The organism is Bacillus sp. FSL E2-0195 (assembly GCF_038003645.1).
GTDB lineage: Bacteria > Bacillota > Bacilli > Bacillales > Bacillaceae_G > Bacillus_A > Bacillus_A mycoides.
The window spans coordinates 2,014,511-2,041,263 of record NZ_JBBOPN010000001.1 but is presented as its reverse complement, the minus strand read 5'-3'; the positions used below and the strand labels follow the sequence as shown (position 1 = coordinate 2,041,263).

27 protein-coding genes and 1 pseudogene are annotated in these 26,753 nt (G+C 35.9%); 12 read left to right on the top strand and 16 right to left on the bottom strand.

All coding sequences use genetic code 11. The features are described 5' to 3' along the window. Nucleotides 1–775: 775 nt before the first annotated feature. The 3 genes from MHH59_RS10580 to MHH59_RS10570 are packed head-to-tail and all read left to right on the top strand — an operon-like array spanning nt 776 to nt 5,177. Nucleotides 776–1,738, top strand: a complete 963-nt coding sequence (locus MHH59_RS10580; RefSeq protein ID WP_098632226.1) for an AAA family ATPase — start codon at nt 776–778, stop codon at nt 1,736–1,738. After that, nucleotides 1,738–2,952: a DUF58 domain-containing protein gene (locus MHH59_RS10575; protein ID WP_215561082.1), complete on the top strand. Its 1,215-nt coding sequence runs from the start codon at nt 1,738–1,740 to the stop codon at nt 2,950–2,952. The genes MHH59_RS10580 and MHH59_RS10575 overlap by 1 nt, the downstream gene beginning before the upstream one ends. Then, nucleotides 2,949–5,177, top strand: coding sequence for a transglutaminase TgpA family protein (locus tag MHH59_RS10570; RefSeq protein ID WP_002127084.1), 2,229 nt, complete (start codon nt 2,949–2,951; stop codon nt 5,175–5,177). The genes MHH59_RS10575 and MHH59_RS10570 overlap by 4 nt, the downstream gene beginning before the upstream one ends. 83 nt (nt 5,178–5,260) lie before the next feature. Here the strand turns inward: MHH59_RS10570 and bsaA are convergent, their stop codons facing one another. After that, nucleotides 5,261–5,743 (bottom strand): glutathione peroxidase, encoded by a 483-nt coding sequence (bsaA, locus tag MHH59_RS10565; protein WP_078178746.1) that lies wholly within the window; start codon nt 5,741–5,743, stop codon nt 5,261–5,263. A 225-nt stretch (nt 5,744–5,968) separates the two neighbouring features. Here bsaA and MHH59_RS10560 point away from each other — a divergent pair, with 225 nt between their 5' ends. The 4 genes from MHH59_RS10560 (at nt 5,969) to MHH59_RS10545 (ending at nt 8,303) form a co-directional block, all read left to right on the top strand. Beyond that, on the top strand, nt 5,969–6,178 hold the full coding sequence (locus MHH59_RS10560) for a DUF3925 family protein (RefSeq protein ID WP_002127081.1): 210 nt from the start codon (nt 5,969–5,971) through the stop codon (nt 6,176–6,178). 96 nt (nt 6,179–6,274) lie between these two features. Beyond that, nucleotides 6,275–7,246: an MBL fold metallo-hydrolase gene (locus MHH59_RS10555; RefSeq protein ID WP_078178745.1), complete on the top strand. Its 972-nt coding sequence runs from the start codon at nt 6,275–6,277 to the stop codon at nt 7,244–7,246. A gap of 86 nt (nt 7,247–7,332) precedes the next feature. Beyond that, nucleotides 7,333–7,767 carry a hypothetical protein gene (locus tag MHH59_RS10550; RefSeq protein WP_078178744.1) on the top strand — a complete coding sequence of 145 codons (435 nt, stop codon included), beginning with the start codon at nt 7,333–7,335 and terminating at the stop codon, nt 7,765–7,767. Nucleotides 7,768–8,057: 290 nt separating this feature from the next. Beyond that, the gene (locus MHH59_RS10545; RefSeq protein WP_078178742.1) at nt 8,058–8,303 is read left to right on the top strand and encodes a hypothetical protein; all 246 of its coding nucleotides are present in this window, start codon (nt 8,058–8,060) and stop codon (nt 8,301–8,303) included. 12 nt (nt 8,304–8,315) lie between these two features. Here MHH59_RS10545 and MHH59_RS10540 read toward each other — a convergent pair whose 3' ends face one another. Continuing rightward, complete coding sequence (locus tag MHH59_RS10540) at nt 8,316–9,005, bottom strand: DUF3600 domain-containing protein (protein ID WP_078178741.1); 690 nt, start codon at nt 9,003–9,005, stop codon at nt 8,316–8,318. Further along, nucleotides 9,002–9,580, bottom strand: coding sequence for a sigma-70 family RNA polymerase sigma factor (locus MHH59_RS10535; RefSeq protein ID WP_002165914.1), 579 nt, complete (start codon nt 9,578–9,580; stop codon nt 9,002–9,004). The genes MHH59_RS10540 and MHH59_RS10535 overlap by 4 nt, the downstream gene beginning before the upstream one ends. Before the next feature lie 206 nt (nt 9,581–9,786). Between MHH59_RS10535 and MHH59_RS10530 the strand changes: the two genes are divergently transcribed. Beyond that, on the top strand, nt 9,787–10,773 hold the full coding sequence (locus tag MHH59_RS10530; protein ID WP_215564243.1) for a quinone oxidoreductase family protein: 987 nt from the start codon (nt 9,787–9,789) through the stop codon (nt 10,771–10,773). A gap of 29 nt (nt 10,774–10,802) precedes the next feature. Continuing rightward, nucleotides 10,803–11,441, top strand: coding sequence for a zinc dependent phospholipase C family protein (locus tag MHH59_RS10525; RefSeq protein ID WP_002135913.1), 639 nt, complete (start codon nt 10,803–10,805; stop codon nt 11,439–11,441). 44 nt (nt 11,442–11,485) lie between these two features. Here the strand turns inward: MHH59_RS10525 and MHH59_RS10520 are convergent, their stop codons facing one another. From MHH59_RS10520 to MHH59_RS10495, 6 genes and pseudogenes are all read right to left on the bottom strand, one after another. Further along, nucleotides 11,486–11,869 (bottom strand): VOC family protein, encoded by a 384-nt coding sequence (locus tag MHH59_RS10520; RefSeq protein ID WP_002186015.1) that lies wholly within the window; start codon nt 11,867–11,869, stop codon nt 11,486–11,488. A gap of 70 nt (nt 11,870–11,939) precedes the next feature. Continuing rightward, nucleotides 11,940–12,734 (bottom strand): annotated as a pseudogene (locus MHH59_RS10515) (sugar phosphate isomerase/epimerase family protein). A gap of 195 nt (nt 12,735–12,929) precedes the next feature. Continuing rightward, nucleotides 12,930–14,099, bottom strand: coding sequence for a DEAD/DEAH box helicase (locus tag MHH59_RS10510; protein WP_002012513.1), 1,170 nt, complete (start codon nt 14,097–14,099; stop codon nt 12,930–12,932). 19 nt (nt 14,100–14,118) lie between these two features. Continuing rightward, a complete protein-coding gene (locus tag MHH59_RS10505) occupies nt 14,119–14,646 on the bottom strand; it encodes a hypothetical protein (RefSeq protein ID WP_002065080.1) in 528 nt (175 codons plus the stop codon). Nucleotides 14,647–14,736: 90 nt separating this feature from the next. Beyond that, nucleotides 14,737–16,425 (bottom strand): formate--tetrahydrofolate ligase, encoded by a 1,689-nt coding sequence (locus MHH59_RS10500; RefSeq protein WP_002031556.1) that lies wholly within the window; start codon nt 16,423–16,425, stop codon nt 14,737–14,739. A gap of 93 nt (nt 16,426–16,518) precedes the next feature. Next, on the bottom strand, nt 16,519–17,199 hold the full coding sequence (locus MHH59_RS10495; RefSeq protein WP_002127066.1) for a class I SAM-dependent methyltransferase: 681 nt from the start codon (nt 17,197–17,199) through the stop codon (nt 16,519–16,521). A gap of 358 nt (nt 17,200–17,557) precedes the next feature. On the opposite strand from MHH59_RS10495, the gene MHH59_RS10490 reads away from it, so the two are divergent. Next, the gene (locus tag MHH59_RS10490) at nt 17,558–17,896 is read left to right on the top strand and encodes a hypothetical protein (RefSeq protein ID WP_001253195.1); all 339 of its coding nucleotides are present in this window, start codon (nt 17,558–17,560) and stop codon (nt 17,894–17,896) included. Nucleotides 17,897–17,926: 30 nt separating this feature from the next. Here the strand turns inward: MHH59_RS10490 and MHH59_RS10485 are convergent, their stop codons facing one another. From MHH59_RS10485 to ytfJ, 4 genes are all read right to left on the bottom strand, one after another. Beyond that, nucleotides 17,927–18,139, bottom strand: a complete 213-nt coding sequence (locus tag MHH59_RS10485; RefSeq protein ID WP_002012518.1) for a hypothetical protein — start codon at nt 18,137–18,139, stop codon at nt 17,927–17,929. Nucleotides 18,140–18,208: 69 nt separating this feature from the next. Further along, the gene (locus tag MHH59_RS10480) at nt 18,209–18,529 is read right to left on the bottom strand and encodes a hypothetical protein (protein WP_002118741.1); all 321 of its coding nucleotides are present in this window, start codon (nt 18,527–18,529) and stop codon (nt 18,209–18,211) included. Between the two features lie 51 nt (nt 18,530–18,580). After that, entirely contained in the window at nt 18,581–19,357 is a 777-nt protein-coding gene (locus tag MHH59_RS10475) for a hypothetical protein (protein ID WP_002085994.1), read from the bottom strand. Between the two features lie 160 nt (nt 19,358–19,517). Next, nucleotides 19,518–19,943, bottom strand: a complete 426-nt coding sequence (ytfJ, locus tag MHH59_RS10470; protein WP_002127061.1) for a GerW family sporulation protein — start codon at nt 19,941–19,943, stop codon at nt 19,518–19,520. A 131-nt stretch (nt 19,944–20,074) separates the two neighbouring features. On the opposite strand from ytfJ, the gene MHH59_RS10465 reads away from it, so the two are divergent. After that, on the top strand, nt 20,075–20,860 hold the full coding sequence (locus MHH59_RS10465; RefSeq protein WP_078214038.1) for a GNAT family N-acetyltransferase: 786 nt from the start codon (nt 20,075–20,077) through the stop codon (nt 20,858–20,860). A 478-nt stretch (nt 20,861–21,338) separates the two neighbouring features. Continuing rightward, on the top strand, nt 21,339–22,082 hold the full coding sequence (locus MHH59_RS10460; protein WP_201056240.1) for a hypothetical protein: 744 nt from the start codon (nt 21,339–21,341) through the stop codon (nt 22,080–22,082). Nucleotides 22,083–22,284: 202 nt separating this feature from the next. Here MHH59_RS10460 and MHH59_RS10455 read toward each other — a convergent pair whose 3' ends face one another. Genes MHH59_RS10455 through MHH59_RS10445 form a run of 3 tightly spaced genes read right to left on the bottom strand, consistent with a single transcriptional unit; the run spans nt 22,285 to nt 26,752 of the window. After that, on the bottom strand, nt 22,285–22,707 hold the full coding sequence (locus MHH59_RS10455; RefSeq protein ID WP_201056238.1) for a phBC6A51 family helix-turn-helix protein: 423 nt from the start codon (nt 22,705–22,707) through the stop codon (nt 22,285–22,287). Nucleotides 22,708–22,719: 12 nt separating this feature from the next. Then, nucleotides 22,720–23,298, bottom strand: a complete 579-nt coding sequence (locus tag MHH59_RS10450; RefSeq protein WP_201056236.1) for a hypothetical protein — start codon at nt 23,296–23,298, stop codon at nt 22,720–22,722. Nucleotides 23,299–23,311: 13 nt separating this feature from the next. After that, complete coding sequence (locus MHH59_RS10445; RefSeq protein WP_242487682.1) at nt 23,312–26,752, bottom strand: phage tail tape measure protein; 3,441 nt, start codon at nt 26,750–26,752, stop codon at nt 23,312–23,314. Between the last annotated feature and the right edge of the window lies 1 nt (nt 26,753).

The window sequence follows — 26,753 nt, the reverse complement described above, 5'->3', positions numbered from 1 at the left end:
AGAAGAAGAACTACATCCTGCCTCTCTTCTTTAATCCCACTAAAAAACAAGTCCTCTCATAAAGTAAAACTTCTAATCAAATGTTCACTCCTTTAATACGTCTCTCTTACATACCCTTACTATAAGGGGGGGTAAAATACAGATGTGACATTTCGCACAGTTCAAGAGATTGTCAAAAATTCAGTAGAAAATAAGTTTGAGAGAAATTATTCGGAAACAAAGGTTTCTTTGTTCGGTTGTGAAGTTTTAGGATCACCCGTGATTATTAGGAGAATAGGAATTAGAGGCTACACCTATTTTGCAAAAGAAAAAACGCAGGAGACATTCCTACGTTTTTCTTTATAAATATAAAAAAAGTTTTGATATTATTTCAAAAATGCTATAAGAAAAAGATTATAAATTGTATGTAAGGAATTTATTTTTTTCAACGCTCCTATTTTATATCAAGACATACTTTACACAAAACTACAAATCATTATTTACTTTATTGCTCTTAGTTACGGAAACAATTATACTAGATGTAATCTGATTAATAATCTGAATATTCTTTGAATTTAGAGTGAGATTTCCTTTGAGGGCATAGAAATTGTAGAGTATATCACCATGATTTTTTAACATTTAAGTTTTTCCTATTTATATAAGTTCTCAATATGAACTTATATAAACCATTCCTACTTACCTCTTAGATTACTATTATACTGCATTAAAATGAAGGAACTCCTTTTCTTTAACATAAAAATGAATTAGAAACGATAATAAAATTAGGAGGATTACGATGCCCCAGCTTGATTCATTACATCCCATAGTAGAAAAAATAATCACCAATATTGAAAAATTAATGGTCGGAAAACGAAAAGAAACGATCTTAGCTTTGACAGCTCTCTTAGCTGAAGGTCATGTACTATTAGAAGATGTTCCTGGCGTTGGGAAAACAATGCTAGTACGTGCTCTTTCTAAATCCATTGATGCCGATTACAAGCGTATTCAATTCACACCTGATTTACTGCCGTCAGATGTAACAGGTGTTTCTATTTATAATCCAAAAGAACTCCAATTTGAGTTCAAGCCTGGACCGATTATGGGGAATTTTGTACTTGCTGATGAAATTAATCGTACATCTCCAAAGACACAATCTGCCTTACTTGAAAGTATGGAAGAAGGCACTATCACAATAGATGGCATTACAAGATCGTTACCAAAACCTTTCTTTGTAATGGCTACACAAAATCCGGTCGAATATGAGGGAACATATCCTTTACCAGAAGCTCAGCTCGATCGTTTCTTGTTGAAGCTAAGAATGGGATATCCTACACCAGAAGAAGAATTTGAAATTTTAAACCGGATGGAAAAAACAAATCCACTCTCTCATTTACAAGCTATTACTACAATAAAAGAATTACTTTATTTACAACAAAGCGTACGGGAAGTAAGCATGGACAAAGCAATCAAGCATTACATTGTAAAGCTTGTTAGTCAGACTCGTTCTTATAGTTCTATACAGCTAGGTGCAAGTCCACGCGGCTCAATCGCTTTAATGAAAGCTTCACAAGCTTATGCATTCATCCATGGCAGAAATTATGTTATTCCAGACGATGTTAAATTTTTAGCGCCTTACGTTTTAGCTCACAGACTGATTCTAAAAATGGAAGCAAGATTTGAAGGAATAACAGGAGAACAAGTTATCGCCAAAATCGTTGCACGAACTACCGTGCCGACTCAAAGGACGAAAAACCTTTGATGAAACGACTACTACGAGCACTATATCACGTTACGAAGTTATTGCTAATACCTCTATGCCTAGTCTTAACATTTGTATACGCTATGCTTCAAGGAGGATTTGTAAGTTGGTTTTTGTTTTACAGTACGATTCCTATTGGCCTTTATTCACTACTACTTCCCTTCTACGCTTTACGAGACGCTGAAGTAAAACGAATAACAAACCAAAATGAATATGCAGCAGGAGAACAATTTTTAAGCACTATTACAATAAAAAGAAAATTTCCTTTTCCCTTACTTTATTTAGTTATAGAAGATGAACTACCTTCACAATTTACAAGTTGTATACAAACGAAGGTGAATAAGGTAATACTCTTTCCAGGATTCAAACGGAATATTTCGTTTCAATATGTTATTGACACAATCCCTAGAGGAGAGCACACTTTTTCAAGCGTACGTGTCAAAACTGGTGATCTATTCGGAATGATGGAGAAAGAAGTAACTTTTTCAGTTCCAGATACATTTTTAATCTATCCCCAGTACGTAGATATAACGTATCGACAATTGGAAAATCATTTCGAACAAGGAGCGCTTTCAGCAAATATAAATTTAGTAAAAGACTCTACAATCTCTGTCGGTGTCAGAGACTATAAACCTGGTGACCGCTTTTCATGGATTGATTGGAAAGCAACTGCACGAACAAACAACATTATGACGAAAGAGTTTGAACAACAGCGCAGCCATAATATTATGATATTTATGGACAGAACTGAGTCCCCTCTATTCGAATCAGTCGTAACGTTTACTGCCTCTATTGTGAGGGCTGTCTTGAAGCAAAATTCACCAGCGTCATTCGTGTCTGTCGGAAAAGAACGAACTTTTTTCCCTTTAGACAATGGAGATAGTCAGTTACAACAAATCTTTTGTCATTTAGCGAAAGTACAAGCAGACAGTGTATTCCCGCTCTCTCGAAGTGTAGAAATGGAATTAAGAAAAATTTATGAGCCCGTCACGATTATACTCGTGACAAGCGATCTTTCTCCCGATATTCAAAAGGCGGCTGACTATGCCGCTATAAAAAACAGAAAATTAATGGTGTTTGTCGTGAAAGAAAAAACAAATCAACTCTCACATCGAGAGCTAAGTATTCTAGAAACTCTACAAAAACGAAAAATATTTGTAAATGTGGTTTATGGGAACCGGTATACAAACGTGTTTTTTGAGGTGAGCAAATGATAACATTACAAACAAAATACAAATGGGATATGAGCAGATTCTTCATGCATGCATGCGCATTTTTACTTTTACTAGAATGGCTAAGACCCCTTATAGGTATTACAAACGTAGGTAGATTAGATATTTTTGTAATATTTATAGGAATTTGCTTCACTCTCTCTTTTTTTCAAACAAGGTGGCAGATTCCAATAAAGATCGTCACGATTTTATTCATCATTCATTTCCTGTATTATAAAAATGCTTTTATAAATCCATCTTGGCTAACAAAATTTTTTGCTGATATTTCTCGAAATTCCTCTCTGTTTTTCCAGGGGGATTTGCTAGATATTTCTCCAGTTTTTCCAACATTATTATTTTTTCTATCATTTTGGTTTTTGAGTTCTTTCAGCTCTTTTTGGGTTATTCATAAAAAACGTGGGTTGTTATTTCTTGCATTGACTATTATTTATATCACAACTTTTCATAACTTACATTTATACAATGCAAACTACGCTATTATTCGTACTGTTGTCATCGGCTTTTTTATACTTAGTCTTCTTCAAATAGAACGAATAAAAAAGATGGAACACTTACAAAATTATGCTAGAGCAATCTCAAAATTACTTAGACCTCTTACAATATTTATTGTATTGTCAGCAACCATCGCATACTTTGCTCCAAAATTTGGCCCTCAATGGCCAAACCCAATGGATTTTTTGAAATTCAACACATCTGAAGCAAGTAAAGAACAAGCAGTTTCTAAAATTGGATATGGTCTAGATGACTCGCAATTAGGCGGTCCTTTTAAGCCGGATAATACAATTATTTTTACAGCACAAACACAAAACAAACAATATTGGAGAGTAGAAACAAAAGATTTTTATACAGGAAAAGGTTGGGATGTTTCTGAAAATCGAAAAAAAGTTTCTTTTAAAAATAAAAACGACGTCGTGAGCTGGTACGAACCAAATACAAAAACGGAGATAACTGAGGCAACAATCACCATGCAAAAAAGTTATCCTCACCTTACCTATCCAGCAGGATTAGTATCAGTTGAGGCTTCTTCTGATGTATCATACAGCGTTGACCCATTTTCAGAAAAAATCTATACGATGCACGGAGACTCTTCTACTACTTTAAATTCGTATAAAGTAACATATGAGGTTCCGGAGTTTTCCATAGAAAATTTGAAATCTGTAAAAACGAATGAAGGTCATGAAACAAGTCCTTATTTCATGACAAAGTACACACAACTTCCCGAATCATTACCGCAGCGAGTAAAAGACTTGGCTGTCAATCTTACAAATGATAAAGACAACCGATATGATAAAGTATTAGCTATTGAAAATTACTTTACAGACAATTCTTTTGTATACGAAACAATGAATGTCTTATACCCTGCCAAAAACCAAGACTATGTAGATCAATTCCTTTTCGATACAAAAAGCGGTTACTGCAATAATTTTTCGACATCTATGATCGTGTTACTTCGTTCTGCTGGGATTCCTGCTCGTTGGGTAAAAGGATTTACAGAAGGAACTCTGGAGAATACACTTGCCTCTGCAGAAGGTGAGAATGTTTATACAATCGCGAACAATAACGCACACTCTTGGGTCGAAGTATATTTCCCAGGATACGGATGGATTCCATTCGAACCAACAAAAGGATTTACCAATCCCTATAATTTTACAAATAATACTCCTGCTTCTACTTCACAAAATAACGAAGTAAATAATTCTAATAACGAGCCAATACACCAACGGAACAATGAAGCAAAGCTCAAAAGTTTAATAGAAAATACAGAAGAAGCCTCTACTAAAAAGATTACAAATTCCAAAAATGATTTTTCTTGGTGGTACGTATTCCTCTCTACGATACCGATTAGTATCATCGGATACATTCTCTTCACCACTAGAATGAAATGGATTACATTTTTTATTATTCTTTTCTATAAATACCGAAAAGATGATGCTGTTTATCAAAAAGCTTACGGTGCACTTTTAAAACAATTTGCGAGAATCGGCATACCACGGGGTGAAAGTCAAACATTCCGAGAATACGCTCTCCACATCGATACACTTTACAATTCGGCCGATATGCAACAACTTACTTTCAGTTATGAGAACGCTATGTATCAAAAGGAACAGGCCGCAGCCGCATGGAAGACATCCGTACACTTATGGGAAGTGCTTATGAAAAAAGCAGCTTCTCTGCCTAAATCAAACGACTACGATAGAGTGATTTAATCTTGATAATGTGAGTTTAAAGAAAACACCTCAAAGAACTACATTGTTCTTTGAGGCGTTTTTTAATAAAGTGAAACTCCTAATTATTCCCCAAGCACCTTCTCAATCTCAACCTCTAAATCCATCGGCTTCGTCTGTGGTGCAAAACGGCCTACTATTTTCCCGTCTTTTCCAATTAGAAACTTAGTAAAGTTCCATTTCACTGCTTTCATACCGAGTAAACCTGGTGCTTGTTCTGTCATGTATGTATAAAGTGGATGAGCCTTGTCACCTTTTACATCAACCTTTGCAAACATCGGGAAGTTTACACCGTAGTTTAATTCACAAAAACTAGTAATATCAGCTTCCGTTCCCGGTTCTTGTCCTCCAAATTGATTACAAGGAAAACCGAGTATTTCTAGTCCTTGGTCTTTATATTTATCATATACTTCCTGTAACCCTTTATATTGTGGTGTAAATCCACATTTACTAGCTACATTTACAATAAGAAGTGCTTTTCCTTCGTAATCTTTTAACGATTTTTCTTCTCCTGTTATTGTTTTAGCTGAAAAATCATAAACTGTCATTGTTCATACCCCTCTCTTCACTATCATTCTATGTTTATACTATACTACATTCGTGAATATACAGCTCTTATTACGTACTCACATACCGAAATGATAGCGCTTTATTTCCGTTCGAAAATTCGACACAATATACTAGACTTTTATGATGGAAAGTTTTACAATTAATTTGTGAACAAAATGTGACAGTTTATATTTCCATTATAATAGAAAAGGATGGTGTTCATTATGAAAACTGCACAACATGAAACGATTTCAAATCGCGAGTTTTATTTCGTACTATATATGATGTTATTGTATGTTATTGGCTGGGTAATCGATGTAAATGGTTTATTTTTAAGCTCCTACTTTAATTTAGCAGGAGAAATTATGCTTCCGATCGTTGGCGGCATTGTTGGACTGTTCGTTATGTCTATCAATAAAGAACAAACGAAATAACTACATTACAAAAGGGCAGAAGACGAGCTTTCGTTTTCTGTCTTTTTCTATTTTTAGCGTATAATAGATACATACCGTATATAAGGAGTGGTAAGTATGAAAAAAGTAGAACAACTATCTTCTCATCTATATCTTATTGATGATTATGACTTACAACATGATGAACGCACCGGTACATACGTTTTATTAGGTGACGATATTACTTTAATTGAAACTTGTGCGGCCCCTTCTCTTCCCTATATTTTAGACGGCTTACAGCAATTACATATTAATTTAAATGATGTAAAAAACATTATCGTTACACATGTTCATTTAGATCACGCAGGCGCAGCAGGGTTAATGATGGAAAAGTGCCCAAATGCTACTCTATTTGTGCATCCGCGCGGGGCTCGTCATATGATTGATCCAACAAAACTAATTCTTGGTGCAAAAGCTGTGTACAAAGAAGATTTTGATAAACTTTTTGATCCAATTCTTCCAATTGAAGAAGAACGTGTTCATATTGTACAAAATGGTGATACATTAAAAATTGCAGAAGACCGTACACTCACATTTTATGATACACCGGGACATGCGAAGCACCATATTAGCATTCACGATTCATTAACAAACGGCATTTTTACTGGCGATACAATAGGAATTTATTATAGAGAACTCGCAGACCTTGATGTAGAACTATATCTACCATCAACGTCTCCTTCACAATTCCAGCCAGATGAGATGATTGCTTCTAAAAATCATATTCAAAGTATGAATGTAGATACTATTTATTTCGGTCATTACGGCGCATCATCCAATGTTACAGAAGTATATAACCAACTTGAACATTGGTTACCTATTTTCGTTGGTACTGGTAAAGAAGTCTTTGAAAAGTATAATGATTTCGATGAAGCGACTAAAGCTTTACAAACTTTATTAATGGATAAAATCTCTTCTCATCTTACAAAGTTAAACGTTCCATCAAATCATTCCGTTTATAACATTTTACATCTAGATATAGAAATTAGTGCAATGGGCATTATTGATTATTTCACGAAGCAAGAGAAATCAAATTCCACTATTAACTAACAGTAAAAGAAGAGATATACAAACAGCAGTTATTGTATATCTCTTCTTTTTTTGAATATATTTTGAGTAAAGGATGGTGGAATACAATGCAAAAAGTGATGCTACACCTCTGCTTCACATTATTTATCGTCTTATTATTATTTGTCGGAGTAAAAATTCAATTTTATTTAGATACAGACGCGCAAGTGAATTTTAACGTTTATCCAAGATTATTCTACTTTACACTCTTCCCTCTTATAGTTGGCATTTTATTACGATTCCTTCAATCTATTAATCATTCAATGAATAAACAAAACTGGAGCTTTCAACCGGATAAATTTATTGCTATTACAGTGCCTACACTATTCATTTCCTTTTCCCCTGCATTACTCTTTTCACCAGTTGGTGAATACCTACCTTATTTAACTAATATTATTCTTGTGAATACAACTTTCGTTACCATTATTAGTTTAATAGCTGGTTACTCGCTTTTAGATTGTTTTATACAAAAAGACAAGGAGAATAGTAAGGAATATAACTAAGTGATTTCTCACTTTCACTTTATTAAGCAAGTCAAGGTAATTCTGCCCCTGACTTGTATGCAAAAGAACCTAATGTTCAATTTTTAAATGTCGTTGGTTATGGTGGTTTATTTATAAGCGCAATACATGCGGTAAGGAAATTTAAGTAATAACAAAACGAGTATGAAATCGCATAGATTTTATACTCGTTTTTTATTGTTCATATATTTAATTGGTAATAGGAAATTTATGTTAAACTAAAGGAAATCGTGCGCTAAGTCAAAATACATTTCAACCAAGGGAGATTTATTATGTATAAATTAGGGACTTTCTCGTTTCTAACGTTTATCACAAGTATATGTTCTTTCTTTGTTTTAAGAGGACCTAATGCAAATTTAACATTAATTATTGTGCTTCTAAGTATTCTTTCATTACTCGGTATTATTTTTGCGATCGCATCAAAGAATTGGCTATTTAAAATAGTTGGTACGACATTAAATGGAGTCATACTAATATTTGTATATTTCTTATTGCTAGCAAAAGGAATAGGTGGTTAATATATTTACGTTTCAATAAGAAAAGCTCACCTTTTCATCTACATACTCCATAAACTGTTCTGCTTTAATAAATCTTTCTTTATACGCTTCAGGTACTTCTTCTACTGTTATCCCACCGCTCGATTTCGCTTTTACTAATACGGTTTGATATGACATTAACGCTTCCATATATTGTTCATACTCTTCTGAAGTTAATACTTCTTTACTAGATTTATGGCCATTTAATTTATCAAAATACGGCTGAAGCTCCATTTCTACCTTTTTCAATTCCTCTTTTTTAGCTGGTGATAATTGATCATAATCAATATTACCGTTCGAATCCCCATACTCAAGCTTTGCATTCGTTAATTTCTTTAGTTCTTTTGTAAACTCTTTATATTCTTTTGCACCCATTTCATCTTTCGCTTGTGATAACTTTGCATTAAAACGCATGTATCCTTCTAATGTTATAGCTCCGGCATGCTTCTTTAAATTTTCAAACGACCCGTATATACCATCTGCCATAATAGATTGATAAGCAAAACCAGTTGTCGGAATTAAAAATGCGGCTGCAAGCACTCCTGCGATAAGGCGCTTCTTCCTTTTACTTCCACCGCGCTTCATTTTAATTTGAACGATTACTTTTTCTTTTAACTCCGGCGGGGCAATAATCCCCTTCGCTTCTTCTTGTATAGATTCTCTAACTCTACAATCTAAGCTCATTTCACATTCCCTACCTCTCCTAAAAAGATTTCTTCTACTTGTTCTTTTTGGCGTAGTTTCTTTAATGCCGCATGAATTCTAGACTTCACTGTACCGATTGGAATATGTAATATTTGTGCTACTTCTTCTTGTGAGTAATCATGTAAGTATCTTAAGATAATAACTTGTTTCAATTTATACGGTAATTTATGAATGAGTTCAATTAATTTTTGGTTTGATATTTTACTTACAACATCGCTAGAAAAATCAATTTGTACTGGTTTTCTTTGCTCTTCTGCTTTTTTTACAATTCGTAGTCGCATCCACCTCTTTCTTCTATAAGAATGAATTTGTTTAATCGCAAGTCCAATTAGCCAAGGTCTAAATGGCTTCTCGCTATCATATTTACGAAGCGATTCATATAGCTGTATGTATATTTCTTGAACGACATCATCTACATCTGCTTTGTCTTCTATTAAAAAATGTGCTGTCTTATATATTTCTTGAATCGTTTTATCATACAATTCGCTATATGCTTCTTTATTGCCTGATAAAGTTAATTGGATTAAATCTGAATACACTGTTTCCCCCTTCATGTACCATCCCTCCTTTGTCCTACACTATATATTGGCAAGAAAACGATATTTCGTTCGATTTCTTTCAAAGTTTTTTCAAATAAATTAATATAATGATGCAATGACTTCATAAGCTTCACTTATAACCCTGCATAACAATTATATAATTTTCCAATTTCTAATAAAGATTTAAAATAAAATATATATTCAAATTTAGGAGGATGTATATGAAAGCTATCGTTGTAACTTCGTTCGGTGGTCCTGAAGTGATGAAATATACAGATGTGGAGATGCCGGCTATTTCAGACAATCAAGTTTTAATTCGTGTTGTTGCTACTAGTGTTAATTTCGCCGATATTAAATCACGCTATGGCAAAAAAGGAAACAAAGCATTACCTTTTATTCCAGGTATAGATGTAGCTGGTATTGTAGAACACGTAGGTTCTCAAGTGAAAAATATTCATTCTGGACAACGTGTCATCGCTTTCCCTCAAAACGGATCTTACTCAGAATACGTTGTCGCAAACGAAAATCTTACTTTCGTTTTACCTGCTGAAGTCGATTTTCAAGCTGCAGCTGCCTGCCCTATCGTATCTTTTACAAGCTACAATTTACTTGCAAATGTTGCAAGACTACAAAAAGATGAAACAGTTCTAATCCATGCAGCTGCTGGTGGAATTGGTACTACAGCGATTCAACTTGCAAAACTATTAGGGGCTAAAAAAGTTATCGGTACTGTTGGAAATGAAGCAAAAAGAAAAATTGCTTTAGATGCTGGCGCTGATTATGTTATTTGTCATCAAGATGAAGATTTTGTAGAGAGGATAAATCAACTTACAAACGGAGAAGGCGTTAATATTATTTTAGATTCTATTTCTGGTACTGTGTCCGAAAGAAGTTTAGAATGCCTTGCTTATTACGGTCGTCTCGTCCATTTCGGCAATGCTAGCGGAGAAGTTGGTAGTTTTCAAACGAAAGATTTACACGCAAGTTGCCGTTCTATACTCGGTTTCAGCTTTGGCACTACACGGAAAAAACGTCCTGAATTGCTTCAAGAAACTGCGAATCAAGTTTTCCGTTATTTACGCGATGGAAGTTTACAAATTAAAGCTACGAAATCTTTTCCTCTTCAAGATGCAGGGAAAGCACATGAATGGGTCGAAAGTAGACAAAGTACAGGGAAAGTAATACTCCACGTTCAGACAGCTCCCTAAAATGAATACATGAAATAGAGGTGTTATTCATGGGATCACGAATTATGCATATCATTATCGCGAGCGGTATTGCAGAGAAACTATCTATTCAAGATAAAACTTCTTTCTTACTTGGTGGTGTAGCTCCTGATGCTGTTCATTCAAAAAAAGAAAAAGGAACTTCACATTTTTACGCTGGTACAACGAAGAACTATACGAGAAGAATAGATTATGATTCATTTATTCATAAATACGAAGATCATCTGGATTCCCCTTATATTTTAGGTTATTATACCCACCTCATTGCCGATGATAATTGGCTAAGCGGCTTTTTTCTACCTTGGCTTAAAAACAGAATAGAAAACGACGAAACTATCGCACCTATGTACTATAACGATTTTAAATTATTGAACGCACAATTGTTGCATCATTACGATAAAGAACAGCAGCTCTTCGCCCTACTTAATCAAGAGGCTAACATTGTGAATATAGAGGAGATTTCTAGAAAGAATGTTTTAGCTTTTCGGCAATATATTTTTGAAGATATGCTATATCCTGAGCAACACTTGCACGAAAACTTACAAGTGTTTTCATTTGATCAAATCGTTGGTTATATTGAGACTGCAATTGAAAAAGGAACATTTTTTATAGAACAACTCGTTAATAAAAAATTGACTTCAAATATTTAATCCCCCTCATTATTTACGAGGGGGATTTTCACATAACAATATCATTATTTGTTCTTTTCCATAACCGCAAAATAATTCCCTTCACTATCAGCAAAGTTAAACACTTTACCCGAAGGCATTGTTACCATTTCACCCACTGTAACATTTTTATTTGTTAAATCTGTATATAATTGGTCAAGATTTTCTGAGAAGAACATTAAAGACGGTGTACCAAGATTCAATTCTGGGCTCATTTTCGAAATCACTTCTTTATTATGTAGTATGATACTCGTTTCTGCATCTTTAGTTGGAGCGATTTCAATCCATCTCATTCCTTGCTTGTTATCTTCCTCTGCTACTACATGAAATCCTACCTTTTCCTTCCAAAAATTTACTGCCTCATCTTGATTATTTACATATAACATAATTTGTCCGATTTTATGAATCATTTGTATTCCTCCAATTGTTTTTTACATTCTATGTAGCTTTCTACAGGTGCTATTGTTATTCCTTTTGAGTTTATATGTACTTCTTCACAAAATTTATCGACCTACTCATCCCATTCAGTTCGTCAAAATAATCATTTCTTTCAATCATGTTATATCCGTCGAATCCAATTTCATCTAATACCTTGAAGAATATATCGAAATCTACTTCACCATTTCCTACTGCTACTTCTATATACTTACTTGAACTATCACTTTTCACTCCTTTACAATCTTTAATATGAGTTTGTACTATATAATCTTTTAATAGTAATAAACCTTCTACCGGATTTTCATTTGCATCACTTATTAAATTTGCTGGGTCAAAGTTAACAGCTAGTCCTTTTGAGTTTATAGTTTCTAAAAATCATTTTAACACTAATGCTTTTTCAGACCCCGTCTCAATAGCGAAGACTCCTCCAAATTTGAATGCTAAATCCCCTATCTCGTAACAAACTCGTTCCATTTTATCATAGGACTCACTTTTTTCATTATCTGGAACTTTCCCGATATGAGCTGTTATTATCTTTGCTCCCAGATCCAAACCTCTGTCAGTAATGTATTTAAACTGCTCTATTGCACTGTCAACTTCCGTTCCTATAATTCCATTTTCTCCAAAGTTAATTGCTAATGATGGAACCTTTATTCCATTAAAAGATAACCTTTTCTTTAAAGTAGTCCATTTTGCCTTTGAAATATTAGCTAAATTGAAGTTCTTATTCATAGCATATAATTGAATATATTCTAAATCCCATTCCCTTGCTTTTTCTATTCCTTCGTTTACTTCAATATGTTTCGTATTCAAAAACATTCCTAATTTCCTATCCATATATGTACCTTCTTTTTATTATTTCGCATCAGTTTAATATTCGACTCTCTTTACATTACTTCCTTGTACAAACTAAATGAGAAATGATTCACCTTTATCGATATTTCTTATAAGATAGGTACATTTAAATTTCCTTTGTTATTCAATTACAAACAAAAAAGACGTAACTACAAATAGTTACGCCTTTCTCTTTATTTATCTAGGCTTTTTCTTACCAGTAAAAGCTGGTTTCTTTTTCTTTGGTGCTGGTGGTTTCGATTCTACAAATGTTCCTTTGAACATTTCTTGTTTCGTAAACACGATACCTAATTTTTTCGCAAATTGAAGTAATTTACGCTCTTCTTGTTCTGTTACAAGAGAAACAACTGTTCCTTCTTTGCCCATACGTCCAGTACGTCCTGAGCGGTGAATATATTGGTCTACTGTGTCTGGTAACTCTAAGTGGATTACGTGTGTTAAATCATCGATATCTAATCCACGTGCTGCAATATCAGTAGCAAGTAATATTTCTAATTTCCCGCTACGGAACGCGCGCATCGTTACTTCACGCTCTTGTTTGCTTGCCTCTGCATGAAGTGCTGCTGCTTTCATTTTACGGAACTTCAGTTTTTGAGTAATTTCATCTAAACGGAATGGATCATTTAAGAAGGCAACTGCTTTTACATTTCCCATATGCATAACTCTTCTAATATAATCATTTTTTTCACGACGCTCACAAACGATATACGTATGTTCAACTAGGCTCTGTGCCTCTGAACGTGTTACACGTACTAATTGTGGTTCAACTGTCAAATCACGTGCCGCATCTTCTGCAGCTTTTGTTATTGTCGCCGAGCAGAATACTAATTGACGATCGCGCATCGTTGATTTAATTACATCAAGTACAGCACCCATCATCTTTTGTTTTACAATTTGATCAAACTCATCAAATACAATCGTTTTCACTTCATGCATCTTTAATTTTTTCATGCGAATCAACTCTAAAATACGTCCTGGTGAACCGACAATAACTCTCGGATGTTTCTTTAATTTTTCAACTTGGCGCTTAATATCCGCACCACCAATTAAAGACGCACCTGAAATGTCCGTTCCTGCTGTAAACTTTTGAACCTCTTCATGAATTTGCATAACAAGTTCACGAGTTGGCGCTAAAATTACAACTTGAGGTTGTTTAACTTCAGGATTAATTTTATGTAAAAGTGGTAATAAGTACGCTAATGTTTTTCCTGTTCCAGTTGGAGATTCAGCAATAACGTCTTGTCCTTCTAAAATAGTTGGAATCGCTTGTTTTTGAATTTCAGTAAATTCTTTAAAACCAGCCTTTTCCCAAGCTTGTTGTAAAAATGGTTGCATATCTTTTATCATTTGTTTTTCTCCTTTATCTCTATTTTTGAAGAAAATGTTGTATTGTTCGCACCGTTTCTATCATGTGTGAAATAACAGCTATTAAATCATCAACATGGTCTTCTGTAATCGATTTTTGAAATAGAACCTCTACCTTATTATGATATGAAATCGCTTGCTTATTATATTCGTATGAAATTTTTTGCGTAATCATTCGCTCTTTTCCCCATATAGAATGCAATAAAGTTTCAATTTCTTCGCATCCTATCTCTGGTTGCTCCATTTCGAACGAGAATTCCAGCTTCATTTCACAACCTGGTATAAACTGAGGTACTTCTAATATTTCACCTGATAAATTCTTTGCATCAACAGATAGTGAAAATGTCGCCTCTACCATCGTTTTAAATGTTTCTGTTAGTTGAAATGAAATACTATACATACGACTTAATGAAGCAAGGTCCATCACATCTTTTCGATCCGTTACGAGAATATCACCGTGTAAATCGAAATCATAGACAGCTCCTTCCACAATTACCTTTAAATTTTCAAAAGCAGTTGGATCAAACATAATTTCCTCCAAAAAACAGGCGCCTTTCGATGGAAAGGCGCCACTTGATGTATATATAGTTTACAGATAAACGAGATGAATTACAACCTTTTAGAATAAACCTACTGCTTTTCCATCTTCATTTACATCCATTTGTAGTGCTGCTGGTTGTTTAGGAAGGCCTGGCATTGTTAACATTGTTCCTGTTAACGCAACGATAAACCCTGCACCGATAGATGGTTTTAATTCACGAATTGTAACGATAAAGTCAGATGGGCGACCTAATTTTGTTGCATCATCTGAAAGAGAGTATTGTGTTTTCGCCATACAAATCGGTAGGTTACTCCAACCTTCTCCCTCATATTGAGCTAATTGCTTACGTGCTTTCGGAGCAAATTCAATATCTTTTGCGCCGTAAACTTTTTGAGCAATTGTACGAATTTTTTCTTCTAATGGTAATTCTAATTCATAAAGTGGTGCGTAGTTGTTTTCACCTTTTTCAATTTCTTTTAACACTTTCTCAGCAAGGTCAACTCCGCCTTGGCCACCTTTCTCCCAAACTTCTGTTAAGGATACTGCATAGCCACGCTCATTGCACCATTCTTGTAAGTATGCAACTTCTGCATCTGTATCAGTAATGAATTTGTTAATGGCAATTACGAAAGGAACACCGAAGCTTTGAATTGTTTCAACATGCTTCTGTAAGTTCTCCATACCTTTTGCTAACGCATCTACATTTTCTTCTTTTAATTGATCTCTCGCCACACCACCGTGCATTTTAAGCGCACGAATAGTCGCAACAATAACTACCGCTTCTGGTTTAATACCAGCTGCACGTGCTTTAATATCTAAAAACTTCTCGGCACCTAAATCTGCACCGAATCCAGCTTCTGTAATAACATAATCACCTAATTTTGCTGCCATTGTCGTAGCGATAACACTGTTACAACCGTGAGCGATATTCGCAAATGGTCCGCCATGAATGATAGCTGGTGTATTTTCTAATGTTTGTACTAAGTTCGGTTTTAATGCATCTTTTAATAGAAGTGTTAACGCTCCTTCTACTCCTAAATCTTTAACTGTTACAGGTTGATTTGAAAAATTATAAGCGACAACAATGCGAGATAGACGTGATTTTAAATCTTGAATATCTGTTGCAAGGCAGAATACGGCCATAATTTCAGATGCTACTGTAATATCAAAACCGTCTTCACGTGGTACACCTTGAACCGGTCCACCAAGGCCAATTACTACGTTACGAAGGGCACGATCATTTAAGTCAACACAGCGTTTCCAAACGATTTTACGCGTATCAATTCCAAGTGTGTTTCCTTGTTGGATATGATTATCAATAAACGCCGCTAATGCGTTATTGGCAGTTGTAATCGCATGAATATCTCCAGTAAAGTGAAGGTTAATGTCTTCCATTGGTACTACTTGAGAATAACCGCCACCTGCTGCTCCGCCTTTTAATCCCATTGTTGGTCCAAGAGATGGTTCGCGAAGTGCAATTACTGTTTTCTTACCAATTTTATTAAAAGCTTGGCCTAAACCAACTGTTACTGTTGATTTACCTTCTCCTGCTGGAGTTGGGTTAATCGCTGTTACTAAAACAACTTTACCGTCTTTCTCATCTTGTAAACGCTTAAAAATATCAAGAGATAACTTGCCTTTATAATGTCCGTATGGCTCTAGTTCTTCTTCTAAAATATTTAAATTAGCTGCAATTTCTTGAATCTTCTTCATACTTGCTTCTTGTGCGATTTCAATATCAGATTTAACTGTTGTAGTAGTTGTCATATACCCTAGTCCCCCTTTAATTGATTCTGATGATATTGTATCAGTTTTTTGTATTTTCTGCACTTATTTACCTCCTAAAACCCTTCAATTTTGTTATACGTTTTTTAACATAAATACCCATAAAAATGTTAACGCTTGTTGTAACTCTGTAGGTAGCTGACCTAACATCTTCTCATTTACTCCACGCTTATATACGCCGGTACCATCTACAACTTCAAATCCTTGTTCTTTTGCTAACTGTTCAAATTCCCAAGGCATCATCGTATTGCAAACAACGTCTTTGCCATATAGGCGCGGATAACTGTGCTCTCTCGGTTTTGCTGTCGGTCCTAAAATTGCAATACATGCGTATCCATCTTTCTTTAAAACACGCTTTATTTCATTTAATGCTCGCAACGGCTCCTCGGTCCATTCTAAAGAATTAATTGCCATAATTGCTTCAAATTTCTCATTTTCAAATGGTAATGAAGAAAGATCACCTTTTATAAAAGATAAGTTTGGGTCTTCTCCGCGCTCCTTACCCTTTTGAATCATAACTTCCGATAAGTCCACCCCAACCGCTTTGTAGCCAGTAAGACTTAATTTATATGTACCATACCCATCACCACAGCCAACATCTAACACTTGTACTTCCTTTTCCACGTACTGCTCAAAAAATGGAATGATTGTACTCCTGCTCCCGCTATCCCACATTTCTTGACTATTTTGATTCCAAAACTCTGCATCGTTATCCCATTTTTTCTCTGCCGATTCATGCCAATTAAACTTCGCCATACATTCCCCTACCTTCACGTATTATCATTCATTTCATTCTACATCATGTTCCAAAATCCCTGTTTATCTTCATAAGGAGATAAAGTGAAACTTTAATCAGTGGGGGTGTTTGTTCGCCCCCACTGATTATTATTTGAACCAATCGGGCTTTTACTGGCAGCCCGACTCCCATCTAACTTCTTTGCTCCAGCCGAATTTTGAGGTGGGGGTCTTACTGCACGGCAAATAGCGGGATAAACAGGATAACAACGGAATCTGTTTTCTCCAATTTTTGCTTTACTTGGGTTTAACTCATACTCATGTTCTGCTCCTTATGAAAGATACTATAGATACACCCAATTGAAAGAGAGGGATGTACATGCGAAGAAAGAGAAATCATCATTTTAAAAGTGGTGAAAAAAACGAAGAGTATGCAGCTGAAATATCTCCGGCTGGTATTCCGATTAGACATGAGCGCAAAGAAATTGCAAATGAAATAGAAGGTACAAATACCGGTGCAATGATCGGCTATGTCGCATTATTTCTTTCGTTATTCTCCATTGCTTTTTATCCTGTTACACTCGGCTCCCTTGCTATTTTAGTTGGCTTATTAGCTGTCAATTTTGGAGCGAGAACACTTGGATATACCGCAATTGGTTTTGGTAGTTTTTCTGTTTTATTTACTTTACTCTATCCGCTTGCTTTGTCAGCGTTTTAAAAAAAACACACCAAGTTATACTTGGTGTGTTCATTCGTGATACAACATAATATGACCGCATCCACAACAATGCTTCGCTGTAATTTCTTGAAAAACTGGATAATTTTCTTCATCTCTATGCTCAATAAACACCTTTTCAAATCGGTACATGTTTGGCGCATATGCCCAATCTTGTTTCGTACGTGCATATAATGTTGAAGAAAAAAACTCCTCACCACCACAAACGATACATCCCTTCTTCATCAATACCCCTCCTATGCTTGTCTTACTTCATCTATATGAACATAAGCATAAAAAAAAGACCTTCTATTACTAGAAAGTCTTCTCTGAAACAAAAAGAAATGTACCGAATATACCTACTCCGCTATATTCTTTCGTAACACCAGCTTCTGTTTTATACGTTTGCTTTACAGTCATAAAGAAAACACCATTTCGTGCATCAATACTTTCAAACTGTAATTTCTCTTTTTTTTCATCTACATTTTGCGTGCATTCAAAGCTACTCTCGTCACATTTCAATGCATACTTATCCTCTAAATACAATTTAAAATCTGATTCTTTCGGACAAGTTATGAGTAATATTGCCACGAGAATAATACTTACAATACCCACAATTGTATAATATTTCTTCATTTGTTCTCCTTTCAAAAGACAAGAAAACTTGACTTCATGCGCCAAGTTTTCTTAGTCTACAACCCATTGCCACTCTTGTTCTTTCTTATCAAAAATGAGCCAACCCGTTTCTGTTGCTTCCGCTTTCAATTCATCGATATTATCTAGTACCTCATCCGTACTTTCGAATGATCCTACTACATATACCGGAATTTCAAGACCTCTTCTCGACTCAATTTTCCCCGCTAAATCAATGTATAATCCATCTTCCATTAACGGCATAAGCCCAAGGATAACTTCCTTTGAAATTGCTGGGAAAATTTTTGATTTTTGGAAGAAAGTAAAACGTTTCTTTCCAAACGAACCGAGTTTATATGGAATCACTTTACTCAGCATTCCTACAAAATCACCGATTCTACGGTAATACACTTTGTTGTACCAACCGTCATCATGTGAAAAATAAACAAATCTATTCTTCAACAATGGGAAGAACGTTCTTCCAAGTGGTTCTTTTTTGTGAGCCAAATATAATAATTCTGCAATTTCTTTTGGCTCTAACTCATCTAAATCGCTTGCATCATCGAAATCTACCCAACAAAATTCATCAAATTCATCAATCTCTGCTTGAATGAGTTTATGTATGTTTTCTTCCTCAACATATTCAAATAAAGTATGATAATGAAAATCTGTCCACTCAAAATTATGCTTTAAAAGCAATACTTGATGAAGCGGTGAAGGGATGTTACTTGCAAACTCTTTAAACGTAATTCCAGATGTAATAAAACAATGACCCCGACGATTACCATTAATATATATCATATTGTTTACTTGGTCAGATCCTCCAGACAAAGCACCTAGCCACCTTCGTTTTATATGTTTCAATTCTATAGCATATTTTAACATGAAAAATTTTAGAAACATAGAAAAAACTTCAAAAACTATTTACAATTTCATGTGTTTTATTACATACTGATTACAAGAAAAAACGCCTGCTTATGAGCAGGCGTTTTTAAAGGATTTCATCTGGGTTTTGAGGGTGATGATTTCCCTCTTTCTTTTCATCTGTTTGGAACATCGATTGAATTTTATCAATTGTTTGTGGAGCTAATTCAATTATTTTTTCTGCTAAATGTGTCGCATTTTGTAAATGAAGAATATTTACCCCGTCTTTATTCACGACTAGAAATGCTACTGGTGTAATAGAAACACCACCCGCGCTACCGCCACCAAATGCAGGGTTACCGTTCGCTCTTTGTCCATCATTCGTTTGGAAATCAGAACCTCCTGCTCCAAAACCGAACGCTACTTTAGAAACCGTTAACACTACACCACCGTCAGCCGTTTGAACAGGCTCTCCAACAATCGTATTTACATCGACCATTTCTTTTAAATTTTCCATTGCTGCTTTCATTAATCCTTGAATTGGATGATCCACCGTTCATAACCTCCTTTGTCATATCTTTCCTAGTTTTTCCGAAACTTTGTGAACTAAACATAAAATTTTATATTGATTTCAAAAAACTTAAGTTGTAATATTTAGAAAAATAAAAAAGAGGTCGATTTTTTATGATGAGAAAATTAACAAAGAAAGATCATGAACAAGTATTCGCTTACCTAAAAGAAGAAGCAGCCCTTAACTTGTTTATTATTGGGGATTTAGAAGCTTTCGGTTATGAAACAGACTTTCAAGAATTATGGGGCGTATATAAAGAGAATGGAACATTAAAATCGATTTTACTTCGCTTTCACGATACATTTATACCGTATAGTAAAGAAGAGTTTGTGGTTACTGACTATGAGGCACTTCTTTCCGCATATAAGCCGCTTAAACTCTCTGGCAAGTCAACTATTGTAGAAAGATTTGAAACTGCTCCAAGTGTACAACTAGGCGCCAAAAATGAAATGTATTTTTGCGAATGTCTAAATGACAGCAACTTACCTAGCACACCAATTCATGAAACAATTAAACTTGCCTCACTCGATGATATAGAACAAATTATGAAATTACGAAGTGACATCGCTGAATTCCCGACTGCTAATGAATCAGAAAAAATGTTAAGGCAAGCTATCGAAACAAATACAGGACGTACATATTATATTGAAAAAGACGGCGCAATCATCGCATCCTCCTCAACTTCCGCTGAAAATTCATTATCCGCTATGGTAGTTGGCGTATGTACACATTCGAATTATCGCGGAAACGGATATGCTTCACTCATATTACAGAAAATGATTCAGGACTTTACGAAAGAAGGCCGAACACTTTGTTTGTTTTATAACAATCCAGCAGCTGGACGTATTTATAAACGACTAGGGTTTAAAGATATTGGAATGTGGACGATGTATCGATAATAAAAAGCCGTGTTCGCTTAATTACGATACTTTAGAGGTTGAAGACGTATAATGAGGAATGTTTTTGTTCAATACGGTTGTTGATACCGTTCACTCTTAACGATGTTTATCGTTATCCACATTTTACCCTACATATTACTATTTGTACAAGCCGTAAAGTGTGGATTTCGTTAAATAAATACCGCAAGAAATTGCGTTTTCCGACGAAGTTATCTATAAAAAACTGCGCCTCCTTCCGTAATAAAAAAGTGCACTATTATAATTAACCCAATTCGCCCCCCCTATTTAACAGAACTACAATTAAGTAAATAACTTTGGGATTAAAACGCCGTAAAATACGTAAGACTTCATATGCATATTATTGCGAAGGTTTGTAACGTAAATTGGACGAAATATATTACTAGTTGCTATTATAGAAGTATTAAATTCGAATAAAACGATTACTTAAGCGTCACAGTAAACATATAGGAGTGATTGAATGTTTCATCCGTATGAAATTGAAGAATTAATAGATGATGGAGTCATTTCTAGTAGATTTCCAAATTTTAATAATCCTATGGATTTCTATGAAGTTGTGAAAATTGACCTCACTAATATTAAAGAATGTATTTTAACGGTAGAATCAACTTTCAAACAAAAAGCCGATGATCCTACTCACTATTACAATATAAAAGATAATGAAAATCAAACAAAGAAAGTACTATACCCCGATAAAATGTTAGAAGTTTGGCACTGTCATAATACTTATCCTCAATTTATTCGCTATTCTTTTATTACAGGCATATATAGTCTTTTTGAAGAACGTTTTATGAATTTATGTTATAAATATGGCTATCATTTTAAAAATGATAATCTAATATCCATTGATGAATTCGATAAAAAACAGGAAAACAAGTATACTAGTGGGATATTTTTAGCGAAGAAATACTGTGAAAACATTTTAGGTATAGAAATCGCTAACGATATGTGGCAGGAGTTAACTTATTATAACCAAATTCGAAACTGCATCGTTCATAGTAGAGGATATACACTTAAAACTCCCTATAAAAATAGTAGCTGGAAAAAGGAAAGATTGGAAAAGGCTATTCACAGAATAGATGGGATTGACAAAAAGGATAATCTTATTAAAATTAACGATACTGCTTGCCTTCATTTCATTCAAGTAACCGAAAAATTCATTGAATCTCTCTGTAAACAAATCCCTTTAGATAAAACAAATTAGTAACCTAATCTAAAATGGCTGGCTCTCGAGCTGTGTGAAACCCGCCGTTTATCCTAACTCAATGATTTACGCAATACATTACAACCACTGTAATACAATTGCATTACTCATTATATAACCTTTGTCGTTATATATCATTTTTTCCGGCGTAAATAGGCAAAAAAGTGGCGGACCCTCCACGTAGGAGAATCCGCCGTCATAATTAAATCCCTTTTCCTAATTCCGTTAATGTTTCTTCGATCTCGCTTTGTGATACCTTAGGCTTATCAACGTTAGTAATAATCTCTTTCTTATCGACTAACTTACCACTCAACTTATAAAATAACTCTAGCGCTTTAATCGCAGGCGTGCCATTATTTGTATACTCTCCTTTGATTAACGCTAATAGTTGGCCGTTTGCCAAATCGATATTAGCGCGTAATAACTGATCCGCTAACGCTTCCTTATATCGAATGAAATTAACGTCATTACTCCACATCCACAATGTAGTACGTGAAATCCCTAGTTCTTCGGCAATCTCTTCGAGTGTTTTCCGCTCCCTACCTGCGAATGAGTTTTCTACCAACCTCGTAGCCGCATGTAATTGTTCATCGGTTAATTCTTGTTTTAGGTCACGTAAATTCAATGTATTCCCTCCTTATATTAAATGTTTAATTTCCTCGTAGTATTTTAAATAACGTTCTACTTCCGATTGTAAAAATGATTCATCACTCCGTAACTGCGCTAAACGTTCTTCGTCGATGTCCGGTAACGGATTTTCGACGATTTGATTTAATTCCATATCACTTATTTTCAATGTCAGGAATATGTCATAAAACTTTCGGCTAGCTTTCTCATAACTAATTTCGCCTCTATCGATGAGTTTCAAAGTTCTTAATAGTATTCGAAGGCCAGCGCCTGTCCACTTGTACTTTAAATCAATTGATTCAGTTAACAACAAAGTATAATCGTTATATTTCCGATGTATCGTATCATATTCCGTTGGTTGTAGTGTTTTAGTCCATACTAATAAAGCACCGTACCCTTTGGCGTAGGAGAAAAGGTGTTCCATCTTGTCCGCTAAAACTTTTGAAATCTCCCTGTCTACGAAACGATCGGGGCGCTTCGGTGGTAAACCTCTTGCAATACGTTCTTGCTTAAATGCTTCGATTTTTGCTCGCATGTCCTCAATCTCTTTATCTAATTTGTCATAGTCAATTACGGGTGCTTCTTTCATATTACCGCCCTCCTTAAAATACTTCTTTTCGTATTCTAACCGCTTCTTGCTCGCCAGTAATATCGTCAACAAATCTCGAAAACTCTTGCTTACCGAGTTGTATGTTAATATTCGCCGGTTGCTTATCTCTAGACAGTTGACTGTCGTACTGACTCGGCTTATACATGCTTGGCGTTGGTTTAGCTGATTGATACGCACCTAACCCACTTACTCCTCTAGGTATTGATGCACCTGTATCTACCGCTAACATTTCTGGCTTCATCCAATTAGCCATGTTTTCGGATGTACGAAGTATTGCACTTTTCATTCCGTCGACGCCGTTTACATACCCTTTACCGGTGTATACACCGTAATCTCGGAAAACGCGTGACGGAGAGTGGATCGATAATATACTTGTAAATTTATCTTTGATGCCGTCTCCGAGTTCTTTCATCTTGCCCCAAACTTCTCCGAACATCGAACCAATACCGCCAATCAAGCCTTTAATAATATTTACACCGATACCAAATAAATCGACTTCTTTAAGCGTATCTAGAATCTTTCCGCCTATTTCTAACGCAGCACTTCCTAGCGATCCTAAAAGCGATAGGATACCTTTGATAAGTGCTTCGATTAATTTAACGCCCGCTTCTAATAGCTTCGGTAAGTTCTTAATTAACTCGCCTACTAGCGTTACGATTAACTTAACCGCCGCCACTACTAATTGTGGAATTATCTTAAAAATACCAGCAATTAACGCTAGTAAAATATTAACTCCCGCCTCAATGATTTTCGGTAAGTTAACGATAAGTGTCTCCACGATTTTAGCGATTAACGTTAAAGCTGCGTTAATTAGCTGTGGTAATATCTTAACGATACCATCGATTAACGCCATCAATATGTTTACCCCTGCATCTATGATTGTGGGTAGATTCGCTAGAATCGTATCAGCAACTTTCGTAATTAAATTGACCGCTAAATCGATTAGTTGAGGTAACATCTGGACAATCCCGTCAATCAACGTAGTCAGTATCGAAATACCTGCCGTAATAATCGCTGGTAAGTTCGCTGTAATTGCATCGATTAACGTAGTAATTACCATGATAATCGCCAACGCAATCATTGGAAGTGCTTGTGTGATTCCAGTAATTAGCGTAGTCAACAAGTTAATGCCGATCTCAATTAACTGCGGTAAAAACGACATAATTCCGTTAATAATTGTCTCTATAATCGTTACAGCTACAGGTATTAACGTAGGTATCATCTGCATAATGCCTTGAATTAGCGTTAAGATAAGCTGTAAACCCGTCTCGATAATCGTAGGTAGTACTTGTGTAATTCCAGTGATTATCGCTTGCAATATTTGCATACCTGCTTCGATAAGGATCGGTAAATTTTCAGCGATTGATTGCATAATTGTATTAATCACGCCGACCATTGCCTCTAATATAGAAGGTGCTGCTTGGACCAACCCGTTTACTAGACTCATAATCATTTGCGAACCAACTTCGATTAATTTTGGAAGAGTCGTAGTTAAGAATTCCGCTACTGAATTAAATACGTTTGTAATCGCCTCTAAAATAACACCTTTGTTGGCATTAAGATGTTCCGCGATTGCCGGTAGATAACGAGATACCGAGATAATTACCCCTGGAATTCCTCCGATAATAGCGGCCGCAATGGATGGTCCGATTATTTTAAATATCTCGCCTAGTTGACTGAAATCACCGGAAAACGCCGCTGTAATAGCCGACTTCAAACGGTTAAATCCTGCAACTACCGCGTCGATTGCTGGCCCTGCGAAATTCATAAACGCCGAAGATAATTCGGTTACTTTTGACTTGATGGAATCCCATGCACTATTGACTCCGTTATGGAAAGCTTCATTACGTTGGTAAAGCTGAGTTAACGCTACGCCCATTGCGGTTAGAGCCATGATTACTATGCCAATAGGACCCGTTAAGAATGCGAAAGCGGCTCGTAGAGCAACCATTGCTCCGCTTGCTAACTTTGCGACTACTGTACTTTTACCGAGCCATTTGATAAGAGCACCAAGAGGAATAAGCGTAGTACCGATTGCACTCGCCATCATCCCCACTACGGTCCCGATAACTAAAAACGCGGTTATAGATGCGGCTGAGATAGCGACTACACTTCGCATGGTCCCTGACAACTTAGCAAACCAGTTAACCAATCCAGTAATAGAATTAGCAACCGCTTCTATAGCAGGTCCAAGTGCATCTACAAATAGTTTAGAGTTTGCATCTATAGTAGACTCCATCATCTTCAGCGCGCCCGCCCAACCCTCAAGCATTTTATCAGCCGCTTCTTTTGAAGCTCCTCCAGAATTAACAAGGGATTGCGTAAGTTTATCGATTTTCTCCGGGCCTGCTGAAACAAGTGCCATCATACCAGAAACAGCTTCCGTACCAAATATCGTCGCTAACGCCGCACCTTTTTGAGCTTTCGTCATACCTGTCATACCTTTTTGTAATTCTCCGATAATTTGAGAAAGCGACTTCATGTTACCGCTGCTGTCGGTCGTAGTAACGCCTAACTCTTTCAACATGTTAGCTGCTGCTTTCGGTGGCTTAACCAAGCGTAATAATGATGCACGTAATGCTGTACCAGCAGTCTCACCCTTGATACCATTATCAGACATAATACCGACAGATGCTGCAAGTTCCTCCATCGAAATACCTAACTGTGCTGCTGGGCCCGCTGCGTACTTAAAAGCGTATTGCATATCGTACACACCCGCTGCTGTTGAATTTGCCGCCTGAGCTAACACATCGGCTACATGTCCACTTTGTGATGCTTCCATACCAAAAGAGTTCAGTGCAGATGTTACAGTATCCGCTACCATTCCGAGATCTTCTCCGGAAGCTGCGGCCGCTGATAGAACGCCTGGTAGCGCTGCGGTTGATTTAGCAGCATCGAAGCCCTTTGCGCCAAGTTCCGCATAGGCTGCGGCTACTTGGCTAGTGGAATAAACAGAGGTCTTGGCCATGTCTAAAATATCCTTTTTCACCTGGTTATATGATCCACCTGTAAGTACAGCCGCCCTACGGGTTTGGCTCTCAAACTCTCTCGCATCTTGTATCATTTTTCCTAAGAAGAATCCCGATGCTGCTGCCGCTGGAGCAAACGAACTTTGCATTACCTGTCCAGTTTGTTGGACTCTATGCCCCACCTCTTGAACTCGGTTACCTACGTTCTGGAACGTATTTTGCCATGAACTCATATTCGGTGGTGGAGGTGGAGTCATATTCCGCATTTGATTATTTAATTGCTGTACATGTTGTCCGGCACTTTGGACTGCTGAATTCCAACCGCTCATGTTAGGAGTCGGTATATTTATCGGTTGACTTACTGCTTGGTGGAAGTTGCGTACTGCTTGGGTTGCTAGCTGCATTCCGCGCTGTAAGTTAGATATATCCGCTATTAACTGTACTTCTACTCGATTTGTAGACATA

Coding starts and splice junctions, on each gene's coding strand:
- MHH59_RS10535 (WP_002165914.1), bottom strand. CDS start 9,580: ATGAAGGGGGAAACAGTGTATTCAGATTTAATCCAATTAACTTTATCA.
- MHH59_RS10555 (WP_078178745.1), top strand. CDS start 6,275: ATGAAAAAAGTAGAACAACTATCTTCTCATCTATATCTTATTGATGAT.
- MHH59_RS10510 (WP_002012513.1), bottom strand. CDS start 14,099: ATGATAAAAGATATGCAACCATTTTTACAACAAGCTTGGGAAAAGGCT.
- MHH59_RS10560 (WP_002127081.1), top strand. CDS start 5,969: ATGAAAACTGCACAACATGAAACGATTTCAAATCGCGAGTTTTATTTC.
- MHH59_RS10530 (WP_215564243.1), top strand. CDS start 9,787: ATGAAAGCTATCGTTGTAACTTCGTTCGGTGGTCCTGAAGTGATGAAA.
- MHH59_RS10550 (WP_078178744.1), top strand. CDS start 7,333: ATGCAAAAAGTGATGCTACACCTCTGCTTCACATTATTTATCGTCTTA.
- MHH59_RS10485 (WP_002012518.1), bottom strand. CDS start 18,139: ATGAAGAAGGGATGTATCGTTTGTGGTGGTGAGGAGTTTTTTTCTTCA.
- MHH59_RS10500 (WP_002031556.1), bottom strand. CDS start 16,425: ATGACAACTACTACAACAGTTAAATCTGATATTGAAATCGCACAAGAA.
- MHH59_RS10495 (WP_002127066.1), bottom strand. CDS start 17,199: ATGGCGAAGTTTAATTGGCATGAATCGGCAGAGAAAAAATGGGATAAC.
- MHH59_RS10445 (WP_242487682.1), bottom strand. CDS start 26,752: ATGTCTACAAATCGAGTAGAAGTACAGTTAATAGCGGATATATCTAAC.
- MHH59_RS10545 (WP_078178742.1), top strand. CDS start 8,058: ATGTATAAATTAGGGACTTTCTCGTTTCTAACGTTTATCACAAGTATA.
- MHH59_RS10450 (WP_201056236.1), bottom strand. CDS start 23,298: ATGAAAGAAGCACCCGTAATTGACTATGACAAATTAGATAAAGAGATT.
- MHH59_RS10465 (WP_078214038.1), top strand. CDS start 20,075: ATGATGAGAAAATTAACAAAGAAAGATCATGAACAAGTATTCGCTTAC.
- MHH59_RS10575 (WP_215561082.1), top strand. CDS start 1,738: ATGAAACGACTACTACGAGCACTATATCACGTTACGAAGTTATTGCTA.
- MHH59_RS10505 (WP_002065080.1), bottom strand. CDS start 14,646: ATGTTTGATCCAACTGCTTTTGAAAATTTAAAGGTAATTGTGGAAGGA.
- MHH59_RS10490 (WP_001253195.1), top strand. CDS start 17,558: ATGCGAAGAAAGAGAAATCATCATTTTAAAAGTGGTGAAAAAAACGAA.
- MHH59_RS10580 (WP_098632226.1), top strand. CDS start 776: ATGCCCCAGCTTGATTCATTACATCCCATAGTAGAAAAAATAATCACC.
- MHH59_RS10480 (WP_002118741.1), bottom strand. CDS start 18,529: ATGAAGAAATATTATACAATTGTGGGTATTGTAAGTATTATTCTCGTG.
- MHH59_RS10460 (WP_201056240.1), top strand. CDS start 21,339: ATGTTTCATCCGTATGAAATTGAAGAATTAATAGATGATGGAGTCATT.
- MHH59_RS10525 (WP_002135913.1), top strand. CDS start 10,803: ATGGGATCACGAATTATGCATATCATTATCGCGAGCGGTATTGCAGAG.
- MHH59_RS10570 (WP_002127084.1), top strand. CDS start 2,949: ATGATAACATTACAAACAAAATACAAATGGGATATGAGCAGATTCTTC.
- bsaA (WP_078178746.1), bottom strand. CDS start 5,743: ATGACAGTTTATGATTTTTCAGCTAAAACAATAACAGGAGAAGAAAAA.
- MHH59_RS10520 (WP_002186015.1), bottom strand. CDS start 11,869: ATGATTCATAAAATCGGACAAATTATGTTATATGTAAATAATCAAGAT.
- MHH59_RS10540 (WP_078178741.1), bottom strand. CDS start 9,005: ATGAGCTTAGATTGTAGAGTTAGAGAATCTATACAAGAAGAAGCGAAG.